This is a genomic window from Streptomyces geranii, from assembly GCF_002954775.1.
In the GTDB taxonomy this organism is placed as follows: domain Bacteria; phylum Actinomycetota; class Actinomycetes; order Streptomycetales; family Streptomycetaceae; genus Streptomyces; species Streptomyces geranii.
Genome location: NZ_PJME01000038.1, coordinates 1 through 12,465 on the forward strand (window position 1 = coordinate 1; position 12,465 = coordinate 12,465).

At 68.6% G+C, this 12,465-nt stretch carries 16 protein-coding genes; 14 read left to right on the forward strand and 2 right to left on the reverse strand.

Annotated elements, in window-relative coordinates; translation table 11 throughout:
* Positions 1-71 precede the first annotated feature (71 nt).
* Positions 72-380, reverse strand: a complete 309-nt coding sequence (locus CW359_RS32530) for a helix-turn-helix domain-containing protein (RefSeq protein ID WP_232838711.1) — start codon at positions 378-380, stop codon at positions 72-74.
* A gap of 482 nt (positions 381-862) precedes the next feature.
* Between CW359_RS32530 and CW359_RS32535 the strand changes: the two genes are divergently transcribed.
* The 4 genes from CW359_RS32535 to CW359_RS32550 all read left to right on the forward strand — a co-directional run bounded on the left by CW359_RS32535 (position 863) and on the right by CW359_RS32550 (position 5,321).
* On the forward strand, positions 863-1,684 hold the full coding sequence (locus tag CW359_RS32535; RefSeq protein ID WP_105973795.1) for a helix-turn-helix domain-containing protein: 822 nt from the start codon (positions 863-865) through the stop codon (positions 1,682-1,684).
* 7 nt (positions 1,685-1,691) lie between these two features.
* Complete coding sequence (locus tag CW359_RS32540; protein ID WP_105973796.1) at positions 1,692-2,360, forward strand: zinc finger domain-containing protein; 669 nt, start codon at positions 1,692-1,694, stop codon at positions 2,358-2,360.
* A 907-nt stretch (positions 2,361-3,267) separates the two neighbouring features.
* Positions 3,268-3,609 (forward strand): plasmid mobilization relaxosome protein MobC, encoded by a 342-nt coding sequence (locus tag CW359_RS32545; protein ID WP_105973797.1) that lies wholly within the window; start codon positions 3,268-3,270, stop codon positions 3,607-3,609.
* Entirely contained in the window at positions 3,606-5,321 is a 1,716-nt protein-coding gene (locus CW359_RS32550; RefSeq protein ID WP_105973798.1) for a relaxase/mobilization nuclease domain-containing protein, read from the forward strand. The genes CW359_RS32545 and CW359_RS32550 overlap by 4 nt, the downstream gene beginning before the upstream one ends.
* A 129-nt stretch (positions 5,322-5,450) precedes the next feature.
* Here the strand turns inward: CW359_RS32550 and CW359_RS32555 are convergent, their stop codons facing one another.
* A complete protein-coding gene (locus CW359_RS32555) occupies positions 5,451-6,137 on the reverse strand; it encodes an SPDY domain-containing protein (RefSeq protein ID WP_105973799.1) in 687 nt (228 codons plus the stop codon).
* A 429-nt stretch (positions 6,138-6,566) separates the two neighbouring features.
* On the opposite strand from CW359_RS32555, the gene CW359_RS32560 reads away from it, so the two are divergent.
* The 10 genes from CW359_RS32560 (at position 6,567) to CW359_RS32605 (ending at position 12,384) form a co-directional block, all read left to right on the forward strand.
* Positions 6,567-6,797 (forward strand): hypothetical protein, encoded by a 231-nt coding sequence (locus tag CW359_RS32560; protein WP_053744568.1) that lies wholly within the window; start codon positions 6,567-6,569, stop codon positions 6,795-6,797.
* Positions 6,778-7,287, forward strand: coding sequence for a DUF6879 family protein (locus CW359_RS32565; RefSeq protein WP_198655478.1), 510 nt, complete (start codon positions 6,778-6,780; stop codon positions 7,285-7,287). Before CW359_RS32560 ends, CW359_RS32565 begins: the two co-directional genes overlap by 20 nt.
* 26 nt (positions 7,288-7,313) lie before the next feature.
* Entirely contained in the window at positions 7,314-8,159 is an 846-nt protein-coding gene (locus CW359_RS32570) for a helix-turn-helix domain-containing protein (protein WP_105973800.1), read from the forward strand.
* A gap of 97 nt (positions 8,160-8,256) precedes the next feature.
* Positions 8,257-8,646, forward strand: coding sequence for a hypothetical protein (locus CW359_RS32575; protein WP_105973801.1), 390 nt, complete (start codon positions 8,257-8,259; stop codon positions 8,644-8,646).
* Entirely contained in the window at positions 8,643-9,185 is a 543-nt protein-coding gene (locus tag CW359_RS32580; RefSeq protein ID WP_105973802.1) for an NUDIX hydrolase, read from the forward strand. Before CW359_RS32575 ends, CW359_RS32580 begins: the two co-directional genes overlap by 4 nt.
* A 140-nt stretch (positions 9,186-9,325) precedes the next feature.
* The gene (locus tag CW359_RS32585; protein ID WP_232838712.1) at positions 9,326-9,514 is read left to right on the forward strand and encodes a hypothetical protein; all 189 of its coding nucleotides are present in this window, start codon (positions 9,326-9,328) and stop codon (positions 9,512-9,514) included.
* Between the two features lie 60 nt (positions 9,515-9,574).
* Positions 9,575-10,375, forward strand: a complete 801-nt coding sequence (gene dapF, locus CW359_RS32590) for a diaminopimelate epimerase (RefSeq protein WP_105973804.1) — start codon at positions 9,575-9,577, stop codon at positions 10,373-10,375.
* Entirely contained in the window at positions 10,372-11,463 is a 1,092-nt protein-coding gene (locus CW359_RS32595; RefSeq protein WP_105973805.1) for a D-alanine--D-alanine ligase family protein, read from the forward strand. The genes dapF and CW359_RS32595 overlap by 4 nt, the downstream gene beginning before the upstream one ends.
* A gap of 37 nt (positions 11,464-11,500) precedes the next feature.
* Positions 11,501-12,022, forward strand: a complete 522-nt coding sequence (locus CW359_RS32600) for a C39 family peptidase (protein ID WP_105973806.1) — start codon at positions 11,501-11,503, stop codon at positions 12,020-12,022.
* Positions 12,022-12,384, forward strand: a complete 363-nt coding sequence (locus tag CW359_RS32605; RefSeq protein WP_198655479.1) for a glutamate ligase domain-containing protein — start codon at positions 12,022-12,024, stop codon at positions 12,382-12,384. The genes CW359_RS32600 and CW359_RS32605 overlap by 1 nt, the downstream gene beginning before the upstream one ends.
* The last annotated feature ends 81 nt before the right edge of the window (positions 12,385-12,465 follow it).

Here is a 12,465-nt window from a genome sequence, read left to right on the forward strand (position 1 = left end):
CAGCCCCACGACCGGCAACAACGGCTCCAGCACCGACCACTGCCCATCCGAAAGATCCCCACGCCCCACACCTAGATCATCACGGCATGAAGCATGGCCAGGGACTCAGTTCCAAAACACGGCCTAGGCGGCGTGGCTCCCTGGAGGAGGGCCAGGGGTGAGACTCGGAGGGCCTGGGCGAGGGCGACGAGGTCGTCGATGTCGCAGCGGCGTTGGGCGCGTTCGATGCGGGACAGCATCGTGTTGGACATCGGTCGGCCGAGGGCGGTGACGCGGGCGGCCAGCTCACGTTGAGCGAGACCGCGTTCGGTACGGAGGATTTCGAGGGTGCGGGCGGTCCGTATTCCGGCCGGACCTATTTCCAGGGATCGTGCTGCCATAGCTCCCATTGGTAACTCGCATTCCCCGGTTTGGGAAACCGGGGATCGTCGGCTATGTTGCGCCCGGTCGGGCAAGGGGAGTTGCCGCCGGGTTGGGTTCCGGTCGGTCGACGGTTGGTGGCCACATCCTTCGGACAGGTGCTCTGACATGGGGTGTTGTGTTGTAGCTTGCGCCCCGACTGAGGTCAACGGCTTCGCGATGTGATCCTTCTGGCTCGACCCCGTGGGCAACCAATTTCGGCAACCGGCAGTCTGGGATTATCATTTAGGGAATTCTCCGGAGCATGCGTTCGCCGTCAGCTGTCTGACTTCTCGGCGGAACGCTGGACTTCTGCGGCGTTGATGTGGCTGTCTTGGCCAGGCAAAGCCACCAGCCCTCGCAGGCCCCCTCGGGCCGGGAGCTATGCCGCCCTCTCTCTGCGCACCGCCCGGCAAGGGCGCGCACATCCACCTGTCCATCCTGACCCAGGAGCCGCCGACCCATGAGCCTCGACGCCCGCGAGTGGGTGTGGGACCACAGCCGAAGCAAGGGCACCGCCCGCATGGTGCTCGCGCTGATCTCCGACCGCTGCCGCGACCGGAGCTGCGTCGCATACGCCTCCGTGCCCACCCTGATGAAGCGAGCGAACGCCTCCCGTACCGCCGTACGCGACGCCCTGGCCAAGCTGATCGCCGACGGGGAGCTGGTGCAGCTCGTTGGCCGCAAGGGGCCCCGAGGAGAGACGTACTACCACCTTCCAGGCGCTGCCCGGTTCCTCGCCGAACAGGCCGTCGAGGGGGATCAGAATCCGACCCTTGAGGGGTCGGAATCCGACCCTGCCAACCCATTCGAAGAGGGGCCGGAATTCGACCCCGGGGAACAGAATCCGACCCCCGGAGGGTACGGAATCCGACCCGTCGGGGGCACGGATTCCGACCCCCAGAACGGTAGAGAACCGAAGGTGAACGGTAAGAGCAGCAGCAGCTCTGCCCCACTCATCTCCGTCGACCAGTGGCAGATCGACGACGGTGCCCGGGCCTGGTTGCAGCGCCACGGCCATCTCGACCGCCTCGGCGCGGACGCCGTCCGATCGGCCGACGAGAAGTGGCGCACCTACCGGGCTCCATGGGCTCCCCGCACCGCCGCCGCATGGGCCGCCGACTGGCGCGCGTGGATCGCCCGGGAACACACGCCCGCCCCAGGCCGCCCGAACCTGTATGCCGTGCCCGGAAGCACGCCCACCAAGCCCTCCGGCATGACGCGCTCCGAGCAGCACATGGCCGCCCTGCTCGCCGCTCTCGACGAACCGACCGGAACGGAGTAACCCGCCCTTGGACTCACGCGAAGTCGCCGCTGTCCTCGCCTACACCGGCCGCCTCGACCCCCGCACCATCCGCACCGGCACGGGCGAAGCCCGTGACCAGATCGCCCAGTGGCAGGAGTTGCTCAACGACGTGCCCTTCGCCACGAACCACGGCTGGGACATCCGCGAGGCAATACGGGCCCACGTCCTCGACTCCCCGTACCCGATCCTGCCCGTGGACGTCGCCCGCAGATGGCGGGCCCATCGGCGCGACCGCCTCGACCGGCATACCGACCCCATACCGGCTGCCGACCCGGACGATCCTGCCGCCTGGCGAGCCGAGTTGCTCCGCGCCCGGAACGCCGTCGCGGCCGGTGTGGCCGCGCCTTCCACGCACCGGCAGATCACCGGCGAGGGCTCACCTCGCGACATCGAGGAGCGCCTGCGCGCGATCGGGTCATGCATCCCGCCGGCTGTCCGCGCCGAGCTGACCCGCTACCGTCCGGCGCACGCCGCGCGGGAGGCCGCCGTCGCCAGAGGTGTCCCCGACGCGCTCGGTGTCCGGTGCGAGTGGTGCCACGCGCCCGCGGGCACCCCGTGCCGACAACGGCGGGCAAGCCCGGACGGCACCGCCAAGGGCAACGCGGTACGTGCGACTCCCCACCCGTCGCGCATCGACCTCGCCGCAGCTTCGTAGTCCTACGACCGTCGGTCCCGGATCGTCGTACCCGATCGACGGGGACATCCCGATGAGCACCTTGGGGACCGCGTCTCGGGGACCGAGCCTGCACAGTTCGGGGACCAAACTTCGGTCCCCGGCGGCTCCCGCGATCACGGTCACCTCTTGGTGGGGACCGTCGTGTGCGGAAAACGCGGCGCGTCGGATCGGGGACCGTGACCACACCTAGCTGGGGACCGACTCAGGACCGGTCCCTCGGAAACTGCAGCTCAGGCGGGCTATCAGGTCGGTCCCCAGTGCGTCCCCGACGACGGGGACCGACCCCGCATCAGCCCATGCGGTTGGGGACCGGTCCCCGGAGTGCAACAGGACGGGACGGTCCCCCTGACGACGTGTCACAGGGACCGTCCCCGACGAACGTCGCATCGCAGCCCCGAACCGTCTGGGGACCGCGCACCCCCGCGCTCCGAGGACCGGTCCCCGCCGCTCTTCCTTCAATCACGGCTCTCGGCTCAACAGCCCTACCTCAACAGCCCGTCCCAGATCGCTTCCCGCAACAGGCACGTTGCTCCAACCGCTGCGCCATCCGCCACCAGTCGGTACCCCGGCAGCTCAGATCCCCCGACCGCCACACCCCGGAGAACCACACATGCACGACCGACACCATGAATACCGCGCCACCCGACAGGAGACGACGACAACGCCAGCCTCAGGCACAGCAAGTTGTACCGGGAGCAATGCTCCCGGGTTTCCCGCCCCAGGGGTGACGGGAACAGTCCGGCGCCAGGGGGCACCGGACCGTCAGGCAGCGACCGAGGGCGGACCGCAGCCAGGAGAACACCGGCAGGCCGAGTCCTTGTCGAAGAGACGTCAGCGCCCGCGTCAGCCGAAGTCGCGCAAGCGTCTGCACCAGCCCAGTTGCCGTATGAACGACGCCGAGTTCAAGCGTTTCACTGACGCCGCTGCCCACTGCGAGATGTCCAACGCCGCTTTCCTCTCCTACGCCGTCGACAAGGCCGCCCGTGATCTGAACCGCACCGCCGCCGAGATCGCCACCGAACGCGAGGTCATCGACGAGCTGTTCGCAGCCCGCCGCCACCTGGGCCGCATGCACGGCCTGTTCAACCAGGTCGCCAAGGCCCTCAACTCCGGCGCCGACGCACCCCACCTGGATGCCTCGGCCGAGGCCGTCCGCAGCGCCGCCCGCCGTATGGAGGCCGCCGCCGATGCCCTGCTCGCCCACCGCGACGGCGGTGCCCCGGCGTGATCCCCAGCATCCACAAGCGCGGCAGCGAGACCATCGGCCTCATCAAATACCTCTACGGCCCCGGCACCGACGAGGTGCACATCGACCCACACCTGGTCGCTGCCTTCGACCCGCTCACCCCCGATCCCGGCCGCGACCCGAAGGCCACCTATGAGCAGCTTGAGCATCTGCTCGACCAGCCCGTCAACGCCCTGGCCGCCAGCAAGCGTCCCGAGAAGCACGTGTGGCACCTGTCGGTGCGGGCCGCCCCCGAGGACCCGATCCTGTCCGACGAGGACTGGGCGGCCATCGCCCGCCGTATGGTCGCCGCCACCGGCATCGCCCCCGACGGCGACGAGCAAGCCTGCCGGTGGGCAGCCGTCCGCCATGCCGACGACCACATCCACATCATCGCCACCCTCGTCCGCGACGACGGCCGCCGGCCCCGCCGCCACAACGAGGCCCGCCGCGCCCAGGCCGAATGCCGCCGCATCGAAGTCGACTACGGGCTACGCCGCGTCCCGCCCGGGGACGGCACCGCCGCCAAGCCCCCCACCAGCGCCGAACGCCACAAGGCCCAGCGCGAGGGCAGGGAGCAGGCGGCACGTGAGGAACTGCGCGAGACCGTACGGCGGGCAGTGGCGGGAGCCATGAGCGAGGAGGAGTTCTTCGACCGGCTGGCCGCCGCCGGCCTGCTGATCCGCAAGCGCGTCGCACCCTCCGGCGACCTGCTCGGCTACAAGGTCGCCCTCCCGGACAACCGCAACGGCGAGAAGGAGCCCGTGTTCTACGCCGGCTCCACCCTCGCCCCCGACCTGTCCCTGCCCCGCATCCGCAAACGCTTCTCCGGTGGCAGCGCTCCCTCCAGCCGAAGCGAAAACGCGCCCTCCTCCCGATCTCCCGGTCCGGCCGCCGCGCGGCGCAGTACTGCCACCGCAACGTGGCGAACACTGCTGATCATCGACAACGGCGACGACGCCCAGGTGGCCGCACACATTGCCGCCGCCGGAGAGGTCCTGGACGCACTCGCCAAGACCTCCGCCGCCCATACCCGCACCGAACTGCGCGAGGCGGCCTTCGTGTTCGAGCGGGCCACCCGCTCCCACATCAAGGCCGAGCACGGGCACGACCGGGCCCTGCGCCAGGCCGCCCGCGATCTTGTCTACAGCGGGCCGGCGCTCGGCCGCGGGGAAGACGGCGCCACCACCGCGATGGCGATCGACATGGTGTTCTTCCTCGTCACCGCCGCCGCCCACTGGCATGCAAAGAAGGGCCATGCCCAGCAGGCCGTCGCCGCCCACGAGGCCGCCGAACACCTGCGCACCGCCTACCAAGCCGCGGCCGACGTCCCGTTGGGCCTGCTGTACCAGCGGGGTCAGCGCCTGTCCCAGCCCCTGCGCCAAAAGCAGGCCGCCCATCTTCGGGCGGCCGTGCCGGAGCTGGCCGAACAAATCCTGGCCGAGCCAGGCTGGCACGCCCTGGCGGCCACCCTGGCCGATACCGAGAGCGCCGGACACGACCCGGCCGCACTGCTGACGGAGGCTGCCGGACGGCGGGAGTTGGGCACCGCCGGTTCGATCAGCGACGTGCTGGTGTGGCGGCTGCGCCGCCTCGCCGACCTGCCCGCCGACGCCACCACGATGCCCGACCACACCCCCGCTTCGGCCAAGGGCAGCCGGCGCGCTGTCTCGCCCGCCCCGAGCCGAGACAACCAACCCCGCAAGACGCGGTGATGCAGCACATACGCCGGTGCCCCTCCGCCGAGGATAGGCAGGGGGGCACCGGTGAGTAAGGGAGGTGAGTGAGCGACCTGCTCCTTGGCCGGCGCCATCACGCCTGCGGCTCTGTCAGGGCGCGGGTCGTCAGCTGCGGCGGACGATGGTGAGCCGGCCCTCGGCGTTCTTGGGCACGGTGCGGCGGGGCACCGGGACCGGTGAGGCAAGCGATGACGCGAACACGGCCACCAAGTCGTTCGGAACGCTGGCGCTGAAGCTCGCGCACCACAGGTATGAGGCGCCGAGCACGGGCTCCGCCCACGCCTGCCAGCCCACCAGGTCAGGGCGCGGGTCGGCGTCCTCAATGAGCGGCGGCAGCATCTCCAGGGAGACACTGGAGGACAATCCGGGGTCCGTGGCGGTGGTGCGTGGACGGTCCACGTCGCGGATCCAGCCCTGGGCACTGAGCGCGTTGATGACCGTCTCAGGCCCATCGAAGCCCGCGTCGGGTGCCTCACGGGCGTCGATCGCCAAGAGGAGATCGGCGAGCGCCTCGTACGGAACGCCGGCGGTGAAGTACGCGTTCCACTCCGTCATCACGGACGTGGCACGCGGGCGGGCACTCAGCTGCCAGGCAACGGACAGTCCGCCCAGCTCGAACGGGTAGGCCGCGAGGATCCACTCGGCGCCGCGCAGCCCGTCCGGGCTCACGTACAGCAGGGTGTGGCGCGAGGTGGGCCACAAGCGCCAGCCGAGGCCGGCCAGGGTGTCGCCGATCCGCTCGGCGAGAACTTCGTCGTCACCGGCGAGGTGACGCGGGGTGACCCAGTACACGGGGTCCGGCAGGTCGGGACGGGAAGGATCGCTGGAGTGGTGCGGGTGCAGGGGCGCCTCCGTGCGGTCGAGATGGGTTACTGACGGTCTTTGACCTGCGGTTTCATAAGGTCGTCCACGTTGACATGCCCGTCCGCGGAGCACCAGTAGTTTCCGGATCTCCCCTGTCTGCCGTCGGCGAACTGGTGAATCGTCGAAGGGACCCGCGCGCCCTTACATCGACCAAAGATTCCCAGCGAGGAGGGGCGGACAGCTATCAAATCCGGCCATCCCAGGGTGCCCCGGCTGGCGTACCGCTCGTCGCTCTGCCCCGGCCGCGTAAGGTCAACTCCCGTACTCCTGGCAAGTTTCGGCAAGTTCCTCGTTTCACGGCACCGTCGCGGGCAAGCTCTGGCACAGAGATCGTTACCGGCATCCGAGGAGGACATCATGGCCCTGCGTAAGCTCGGTAAGGACCCGGAGAGTCCCAGTGGCGGCTCCCCCACCATCTACCTCGACGAGGAGAAGGACAGCTACCTCGTTCAGGGGCTGAAGGTGGAGGACATCGAGCGCCTCGGGCAGATGGACATCCCCGGCCACGAGTCGGTGGTGGAGATCCCCCGGCGCATGGTGCAGTTCTTCCTGGAGGTGAAGAAGGCCGATGAAGACCCCGACGTTTGAGGAACTGTTCCGCGACTGCCAGCGGACGGCCGTCCATCTGGAGCTGCGCGACGCCTACATGAAGTCGGACCCGGCCTTCGTCGACTGGAAGGCCGGCATGACACTCGACCCGGCCGAGCGCTGGGGCGACTGGCACAGCATCGTCACGGAGGCTACCTCGCGAGGCGTCGAGGTCCGCCGGGCCCGGGTCGTCTCGACGCCCGTCAGCGAGTACATCCGCTTCGAGTACGACGTGACGGACGGCCTGAACATCGCGGCCGGCGAAGACGTGCGCTGGCTCTCTCGGCGCCGCGCAACGGGCCTCACGCTTCCGGGCAACGACTTCTGGCTTTTCGACTCCAACCTCGTCCTCGTCAACCACTTCGACGGCGACGGCGAGAACATGGAGATGGAACTCACCGAAGACCCTGAGGTCGCGAAGCTCTGCGAGTCGGCCTTCGAAGCCGTGTGGACGCGGGCAACACCCCACGCAGAGTTCCAGTCGGCCTGACAGCTCGAACGGCACCTTGCAGCGACATGACATCGCCATCTTCGAGCGTTCAGGAAGCCCGCAGGGCCCTGGGTAAACGCCTGAGCGAAATCCGGCTCGAAGCCGGTCTCACCAAGCGAGCGTTGGCCACCAGTCTCGGCTGGCACGAGTCGAAGTGTTCGCGTTTCGAGAGCGGCACGCGTCCGCCCTCGGAGCGTGACCTTCGTGCGTGGGCTGCCGCTTGCGGCGCACAGAGCGCGGCCGAGGATCTCGTCTCGACGGCCCGTGGCATCGAGGGCATGTATGTCGAGTGGCGCCGGATGGAGCGCACCGGCCTGAAGCAGGCCCAGGAGTCCGTCCTCCCCCTCTGGGAACGCACTCAGCGCTTCCGCATCTACTCGCCGTGGCTGATTCCCGGCCCCGTGCAGACGGGCTCGTACATCACCGCGCTGCTCACCTCCATTCGCAACCGTCGCGGCCTCATCGACGACGTGCCGGCGGCCGTCAGAGTGCGCGTGGAGAAGCAGCAGATCGTGTACGGCAACCACACGTTCGCCATCCTTCTGGAAGAGGGAGCGCTCCGAAAGCGCATAGGCAGCACCGAGGTGATGGCCGGTCAACTCGGCTACCTGCTCAGCGTTATGGCGCTCCCCTCGGTGAGCATCGGCATCATTCCCGAGGACGCCGACCGTTCCAGCCTCTGGCCCGTCGAGGGCTTCTTCCTGTACGACGACCACACGGTCCATGTCGAACTCGTCTCGGCTCACCTCGCCGTGACGCAGAAGCACGAACTTGCCATGTATGCCCAGACGTTCACGGATCTGGCCGAACTTGCCGTCTACGGCCCGGCTGCACGCGAACTCATCACGGCAGCGATCGAATCCCTGGGGTGAATGCCAGGCAAGTTCCGGCACACTCGTAGAGCCTCACCCACCGCCCTTCTTAGCGTTACCGGCACGGCTGGAATTCGTACGCTGAAGGGGCGAAGCGGTGATCACTGTGGCAAGTAGTGGCAAGGCATCGAGAGCAACCGACAGCGCTGGGACCGAAGTTCTCCCGGTCGACGTCGAGACGATCTCCGAGAGCACCGATGCAGTGCTCTCCATGCAGATGGCCACCTCGACCCGCAAAGACATGGACGGGTCCCTGCCAGAGATCATCGGGCACCTCAACCTTCTCCTCGGCGAGGATCTGGGGGCAGACGAGGACGAGGACGTGCGGGAGCTGTTCCGCACGGGGTACCGGCTCCTCGACCTGCAGAACCGTCCGACCGCGGAGACCCCGTCGTTCGGCGCCTTCATCTACCTCCGGGACGCCGCCGACATCACCCGAAGGCTCCTGTGGATCTATGCCCAACGCCACGGACTCGGTGCCCCGTGAGCGTCAGGGAGGACCAGATCATCCGGGAGCTGTCCCACTACATCCACGAGCACCCTGACGAGAAGATGGCGCTGACGCCGGTGTACGACGCCGCCCGCGACCACGCACAGCGCGGGACCTGCACCCACAGCCGGCGCTGCCCCCTCGTGACAACGGGCGCGGTCGTCGTCGATGAACGCAATCGAGTCCTGTCCCTCCGACACGAAGGATCCTTCGCCCTTGCCGAAGCGGAGCCGGAGGCACAGGACGACTCGCTCAGCGGGGCTGCCCTGCGTCTGCTGGCCGAGTCGGTCGGCATTCGCGAAGTATGGACGGAGCCCGACAGCGAGGTCCCCTTCCTGATCGACGTGACCCGAGCCGGGCAACACAGGTACGGTCCCCGCCTCCGGATCGGCTTCCGATACCTCTTCCGGGCCCATTCCGGCGCCGTCGCCCCCTTGGTGATCGAAACGGGCGCGGCGGCCTGGATGCCCCTCGGAGAAATCGGCGTCCCGTCAGTCCGCAACCGCCTTCGCTGCCACCTGGTCGGCGCCCAATGAGCCCCCGGAACCAACAACTCGCCTACATCACAAGCCTCTTCGCACTCGGCGGCTCGATCCTCCTGGCCATCCGGAGAGGCTGAATGTACGAGCGCCGCACCACCGACCCGACTCCTACACCCCCTCCGCCCCTCGGCACCATGCCCGGTCACAGGCAGCCAAGCGACGTCCACATAGGCGACTTCGTGTGCCTCGACGGGTTGTACCTGCGGGTCCGCGACATGAGGTCCGCCGGCACTGCGGGGCACCGCGTGCTGATCTTCGACGAGCGCTCCCCGTGGGTCATGAACAAGCCGACGACGACGTATCGGCCGATCGAACTTCTCTGATCCCAAGCCCAGTTCAGTCATCGCGAGAACTGTCACCTCAGCCCAGCGAGGAGCTTTTGCATGCGCTTCCGCAAGATTCACGGAGCGGGGAACGACTTCGTCCTGTTAACCGACTCCGCACCGGACGGCGAGAAGGACTGGTCGAAGGAGGCGGAACGCCTCTGTGCCAGACGAACCGGCGTAGGCGCGGACGGCCTTGTCATCAGCAGCCTGATCAGCACCAGCCCGGTCGTCCTCGAAGTCGGCTGCTTCAACGCCGACGGCTCAGTCGCGACGATGTGCGGCAACGCACTTCGGTGTACCGCCTGGGCCGCGCACCACGACCACGGCTTCCGCGAGATGAGTCTCCGCATGGCGGGGGTGACGCACGAGGCGATCGTGAGCGACGACTCCGTGTGGGTCACGGCCGAAGTCGGCGCGGTCCATCCCCGGCGAGTTCAGACCGTCATCAACGGCAAGCCGACCTGGTTCGACAGCGCCCACACCGGCACCGAACACGTCGTCGCCCTCGTAGACGACGTGGACGCCATCGACGCGGTACTCGTCGGACGCCTCATCCGCCACCACCCGGACCTGGCCCCGCTGGGGACGAACGTCAACTTCGTACAGGCCGCCGGCCGCCAGGCGCTGAAGATCCGCACCTACGAGCGCGGCGTCGAGGCGGAAACCCTCTCGTGCGGGAGCGGAGCCGTCGCGGCCGTCGTGATCGCCACCCTGCGCGGCCTCGTGTCGCCGCGCACCGTCACCGTCCACAACCGCGCCGGGGAGCCACTCACGGTTCGGCCGCATCCCAACCGGCCGAAGCGGACCCACTGGGTCGGCGGGCCGGTCACCCACACCTTCGAAGGGGTCCTCGCATGACTGTGTTCCTCGACTCCAGCTCCGGCCTCGCGGTGCGAGAGGCCGCCCAGAAGCTTCGTGACTGGCAGCGCGACCGAGCGGGGCTCGGTGTCGCCCTCGTCTACGGGCCGGTGTCAGCGGAGGACCGGCTCTACCACTCGAAGTGCCCCGTGGACCAGCGTTCCGTGACCGCCCTGTCCGGGGCCCTGGACGACATCGGAGCCCGTTGGAAAGTGCTGAACCCGTGCGAGCCGGACTTCATCATGGAGTTGGCCGGGTACGACGTGGCTCTCTCGAACCTGCACGGGCCGTACGGAGAGGACGGGAGGCTACAGGGACTGCTCGACTACCTGCGCGTGCCCTACTGCGGCAGCGGAGTCGCAGCGTCCGCGGTGGCCGCCGACAAGATCCTCTGCAAGCGGGTGATGCTGAGCCTCGGCGTCCCCACGCCCGGATGGTGGGTCTGGTCCGGAGGCCCGATGGACTGGAACGGTCGGGCAGCGATGGTCAAGCCGCCCTTCGGCGGATCCAGTGTCGGCATGAGTCTGGTCCGTGAAAAGGCCGACCTTCCCAGGGCGTTGGCGGACGCGGCCGGCGAGGTGGGCGTAGACGTGTTGGTCGAGGACTACCTGACCGGCGTACCCCTGACCGTCGGGTTGCTGGAGCTGCCCGGAGGGGCGGTCGTCGTGCTGCCCCCGCTCGTCACCGAAGCCACCGAGGCGGAGTTCTACGATGCCGACACGAAGCTCGACGTGGATTCCAGGGGCACCGTGGCCGTACGGGCCGCCGAGCTGCCGCCCGAGATACTGGCCAAGGTCACCGCGTACGCCACGACGCTGTGGGACCGGCTCGGGCTACGTGGTTCGGCGCGCGTTGACTTCATCCTCGCCGAGAACGGACGGCCGTACGTACTGGAGGTCAACAGCACGCCGGGCATGTCCCGTGACAGCAACTTCGTGGTGGGCGCCGCGATGGTCGGACTCACGCACACGGATATCGTAGTGGCGATGCTGCACGAGGCGTTGGCCCGCCCGCCCTACGATGTTCCCCTGCCCACTCCCGCGTTCGCCGGCACCACACTGACCCGGGAGGCTGCCGTCTCACCGTAGGAGCCCGCCCACTGTGTCGCGCGTCCACGATGTCCCCATGTGCCGACAGCTCATCGCCCCCGCCGAATGGGATCTGCACGGAGGATGGGCACTCGGGGACAGGATGGAATGGTCCAACCGGGCGTGCGGCCTGGCGTCACTGAGGATGATCCTGCTCGCCTACAGGCGCCAGGCACCCACGGTCACAGAACTACTGAAACTCGCGGTCAAGAACGAGGTACTGACCCCGCGTGGAGCACTCCACGCGGGGATCGCGAGCCTGGCTACCGACCTCGGCGTCCCAGCGACCGCCGAGCCCGTGCCGGTCGAAGAACTACTCGCCCGCCTCGATGCCGCACCCGTCATCGTGTCCGTCACCGAGCAGTTCCCCGACGACGGCCGTTCGGGAGGCCACCTCGTCATCCTTCGCGGCTACGAGGACGGCCCCGACCCCGCCATCTTCATCCGGGACCCATCGGCCTGGGGGCAGGTGCACGAGCGAATCCCCCTGAGCCGCCTGTCCCCTTCCTACACCGGCCGCGCGATCATCTTCGCGCCCCTGAACAACGGAGAGTCCTGATGCCGGAGGCAGACGGCGACACAGCCGAGGCCCCAGGCGGCCGGAGGATCGCCGTACTCGGAGAGATGCTGGAGCTTGGCGACGAAGCCGTGGAAGCCCACCGCGAGGTCGGGCGCATGGCAGCCGAGAACGGCGTCGATCTCATCGTGGCGGTCGGCGACACACTCGCCAAGCAACTCGCCCTCGCAGCGGGCGCGGCAGGCGTACCGGACATCGCGATGGTCGGCGACAACGTCACCGCCGCCGCCTACCTGGCCTCCATCCTCCGCCCCGGCGACGTCGTCCTCGTGAAGGCGTCACGCGGTGGCCAGCTCTGGCAGATCGCCCAAGCACTCACCGGGCAACCCGTCACCGGCCTATAGGCCGCGCCCAACCCCCGCTAGCCCGCCAGGACATGGTTCAGCGCGATTTCCCACCTCACGGGCGGCCACGCCGGAGCTGTC

What these genes read in the sequence shown, in the direction of transcription:
- CW359_RS32565 (WP_198655478.1), top strand. Translation starts at nt 6,778, where the DNA reads ATGAAGACCCCGACGTTTGAGGAACTGTTCCGCGACTGCCAGCGGACG.
- CW359_RS32535 (WP_105973795.1), top strand. Translation starts at nt 863, where the DNA reads ATGAGCCTCGACGCCCGCGAGTGGGTGTGGGACCACAGCCGAAGCAAG.
- CW359_RS32545 (WP_105973797.1), top strand. Translation starts at nt 3,268, where the DNA reads ATGAACGACGCCGAGTTCAAGCGTTTCACTGACGCCGCTGCCCACTGC.
- CW359_RS32560 (WP_053744568.1), top strand. Translation starts at nt 6,567, where the DNA reads ATGGCCCTGCGTAAGCTCGGTAAGGACCCGGAGAGTCCCAGTGGCGGC.
- CW359_RS32585 (WP_232838712.1), top strand. Translation starts at nt 9,326, where the DNA reads ATGCCCGGTCACAGGCAGCCAAGCGACGTCCACATAGGCGACTTCGTG.
- CW359_RS32600 (WP_105973806.1), top strand. Translation starts at nt 11,501, where the DNA reads ATGTGCCGACAGCTCATCGCCCCCGCCGAATGGGATCTGCACGGAGGA.
- CW359_RS32530 (WP_232838711.1), bottom strand. Translation starts at nt 380, where the DNA reads ATGGCAGCACGATCCCTGGAAATAGGTCCGGCCGGAATACGGACCGCC.
- CW359_RS32570 (WP_105973800.1), top strand. Translation starts at nt 7,314, where the DNA reads ATGACATCGCCATCTTCGAGCGTTCAGGAAGCCCGCAGGGCCCTGGGT.
- CW359_RS32605 (WP_198655479.1), top strand. Translation starts at nt 12,022, where the DNA reads ATGCCGGAGGCAGACGGCGACACAGCCGAGGCCCCAGGCGGCCGGAGG.
- CW359_RS32595 (WP_105973805.1), top strand. Translation starts at nt 10,372, where the DNA reads ATGACTGTGTTCCTCGACTCCAGCTCCGGCCTCGCGGTGCGAGAGGCC.
- dapF (WP_105973804.1), top strand. Translation starts at nt 9,575, where the DNA reads ATGCGCTTCCGCAAGATTCACGGAGCGGGGAACGACTTCGTCCTGTTA.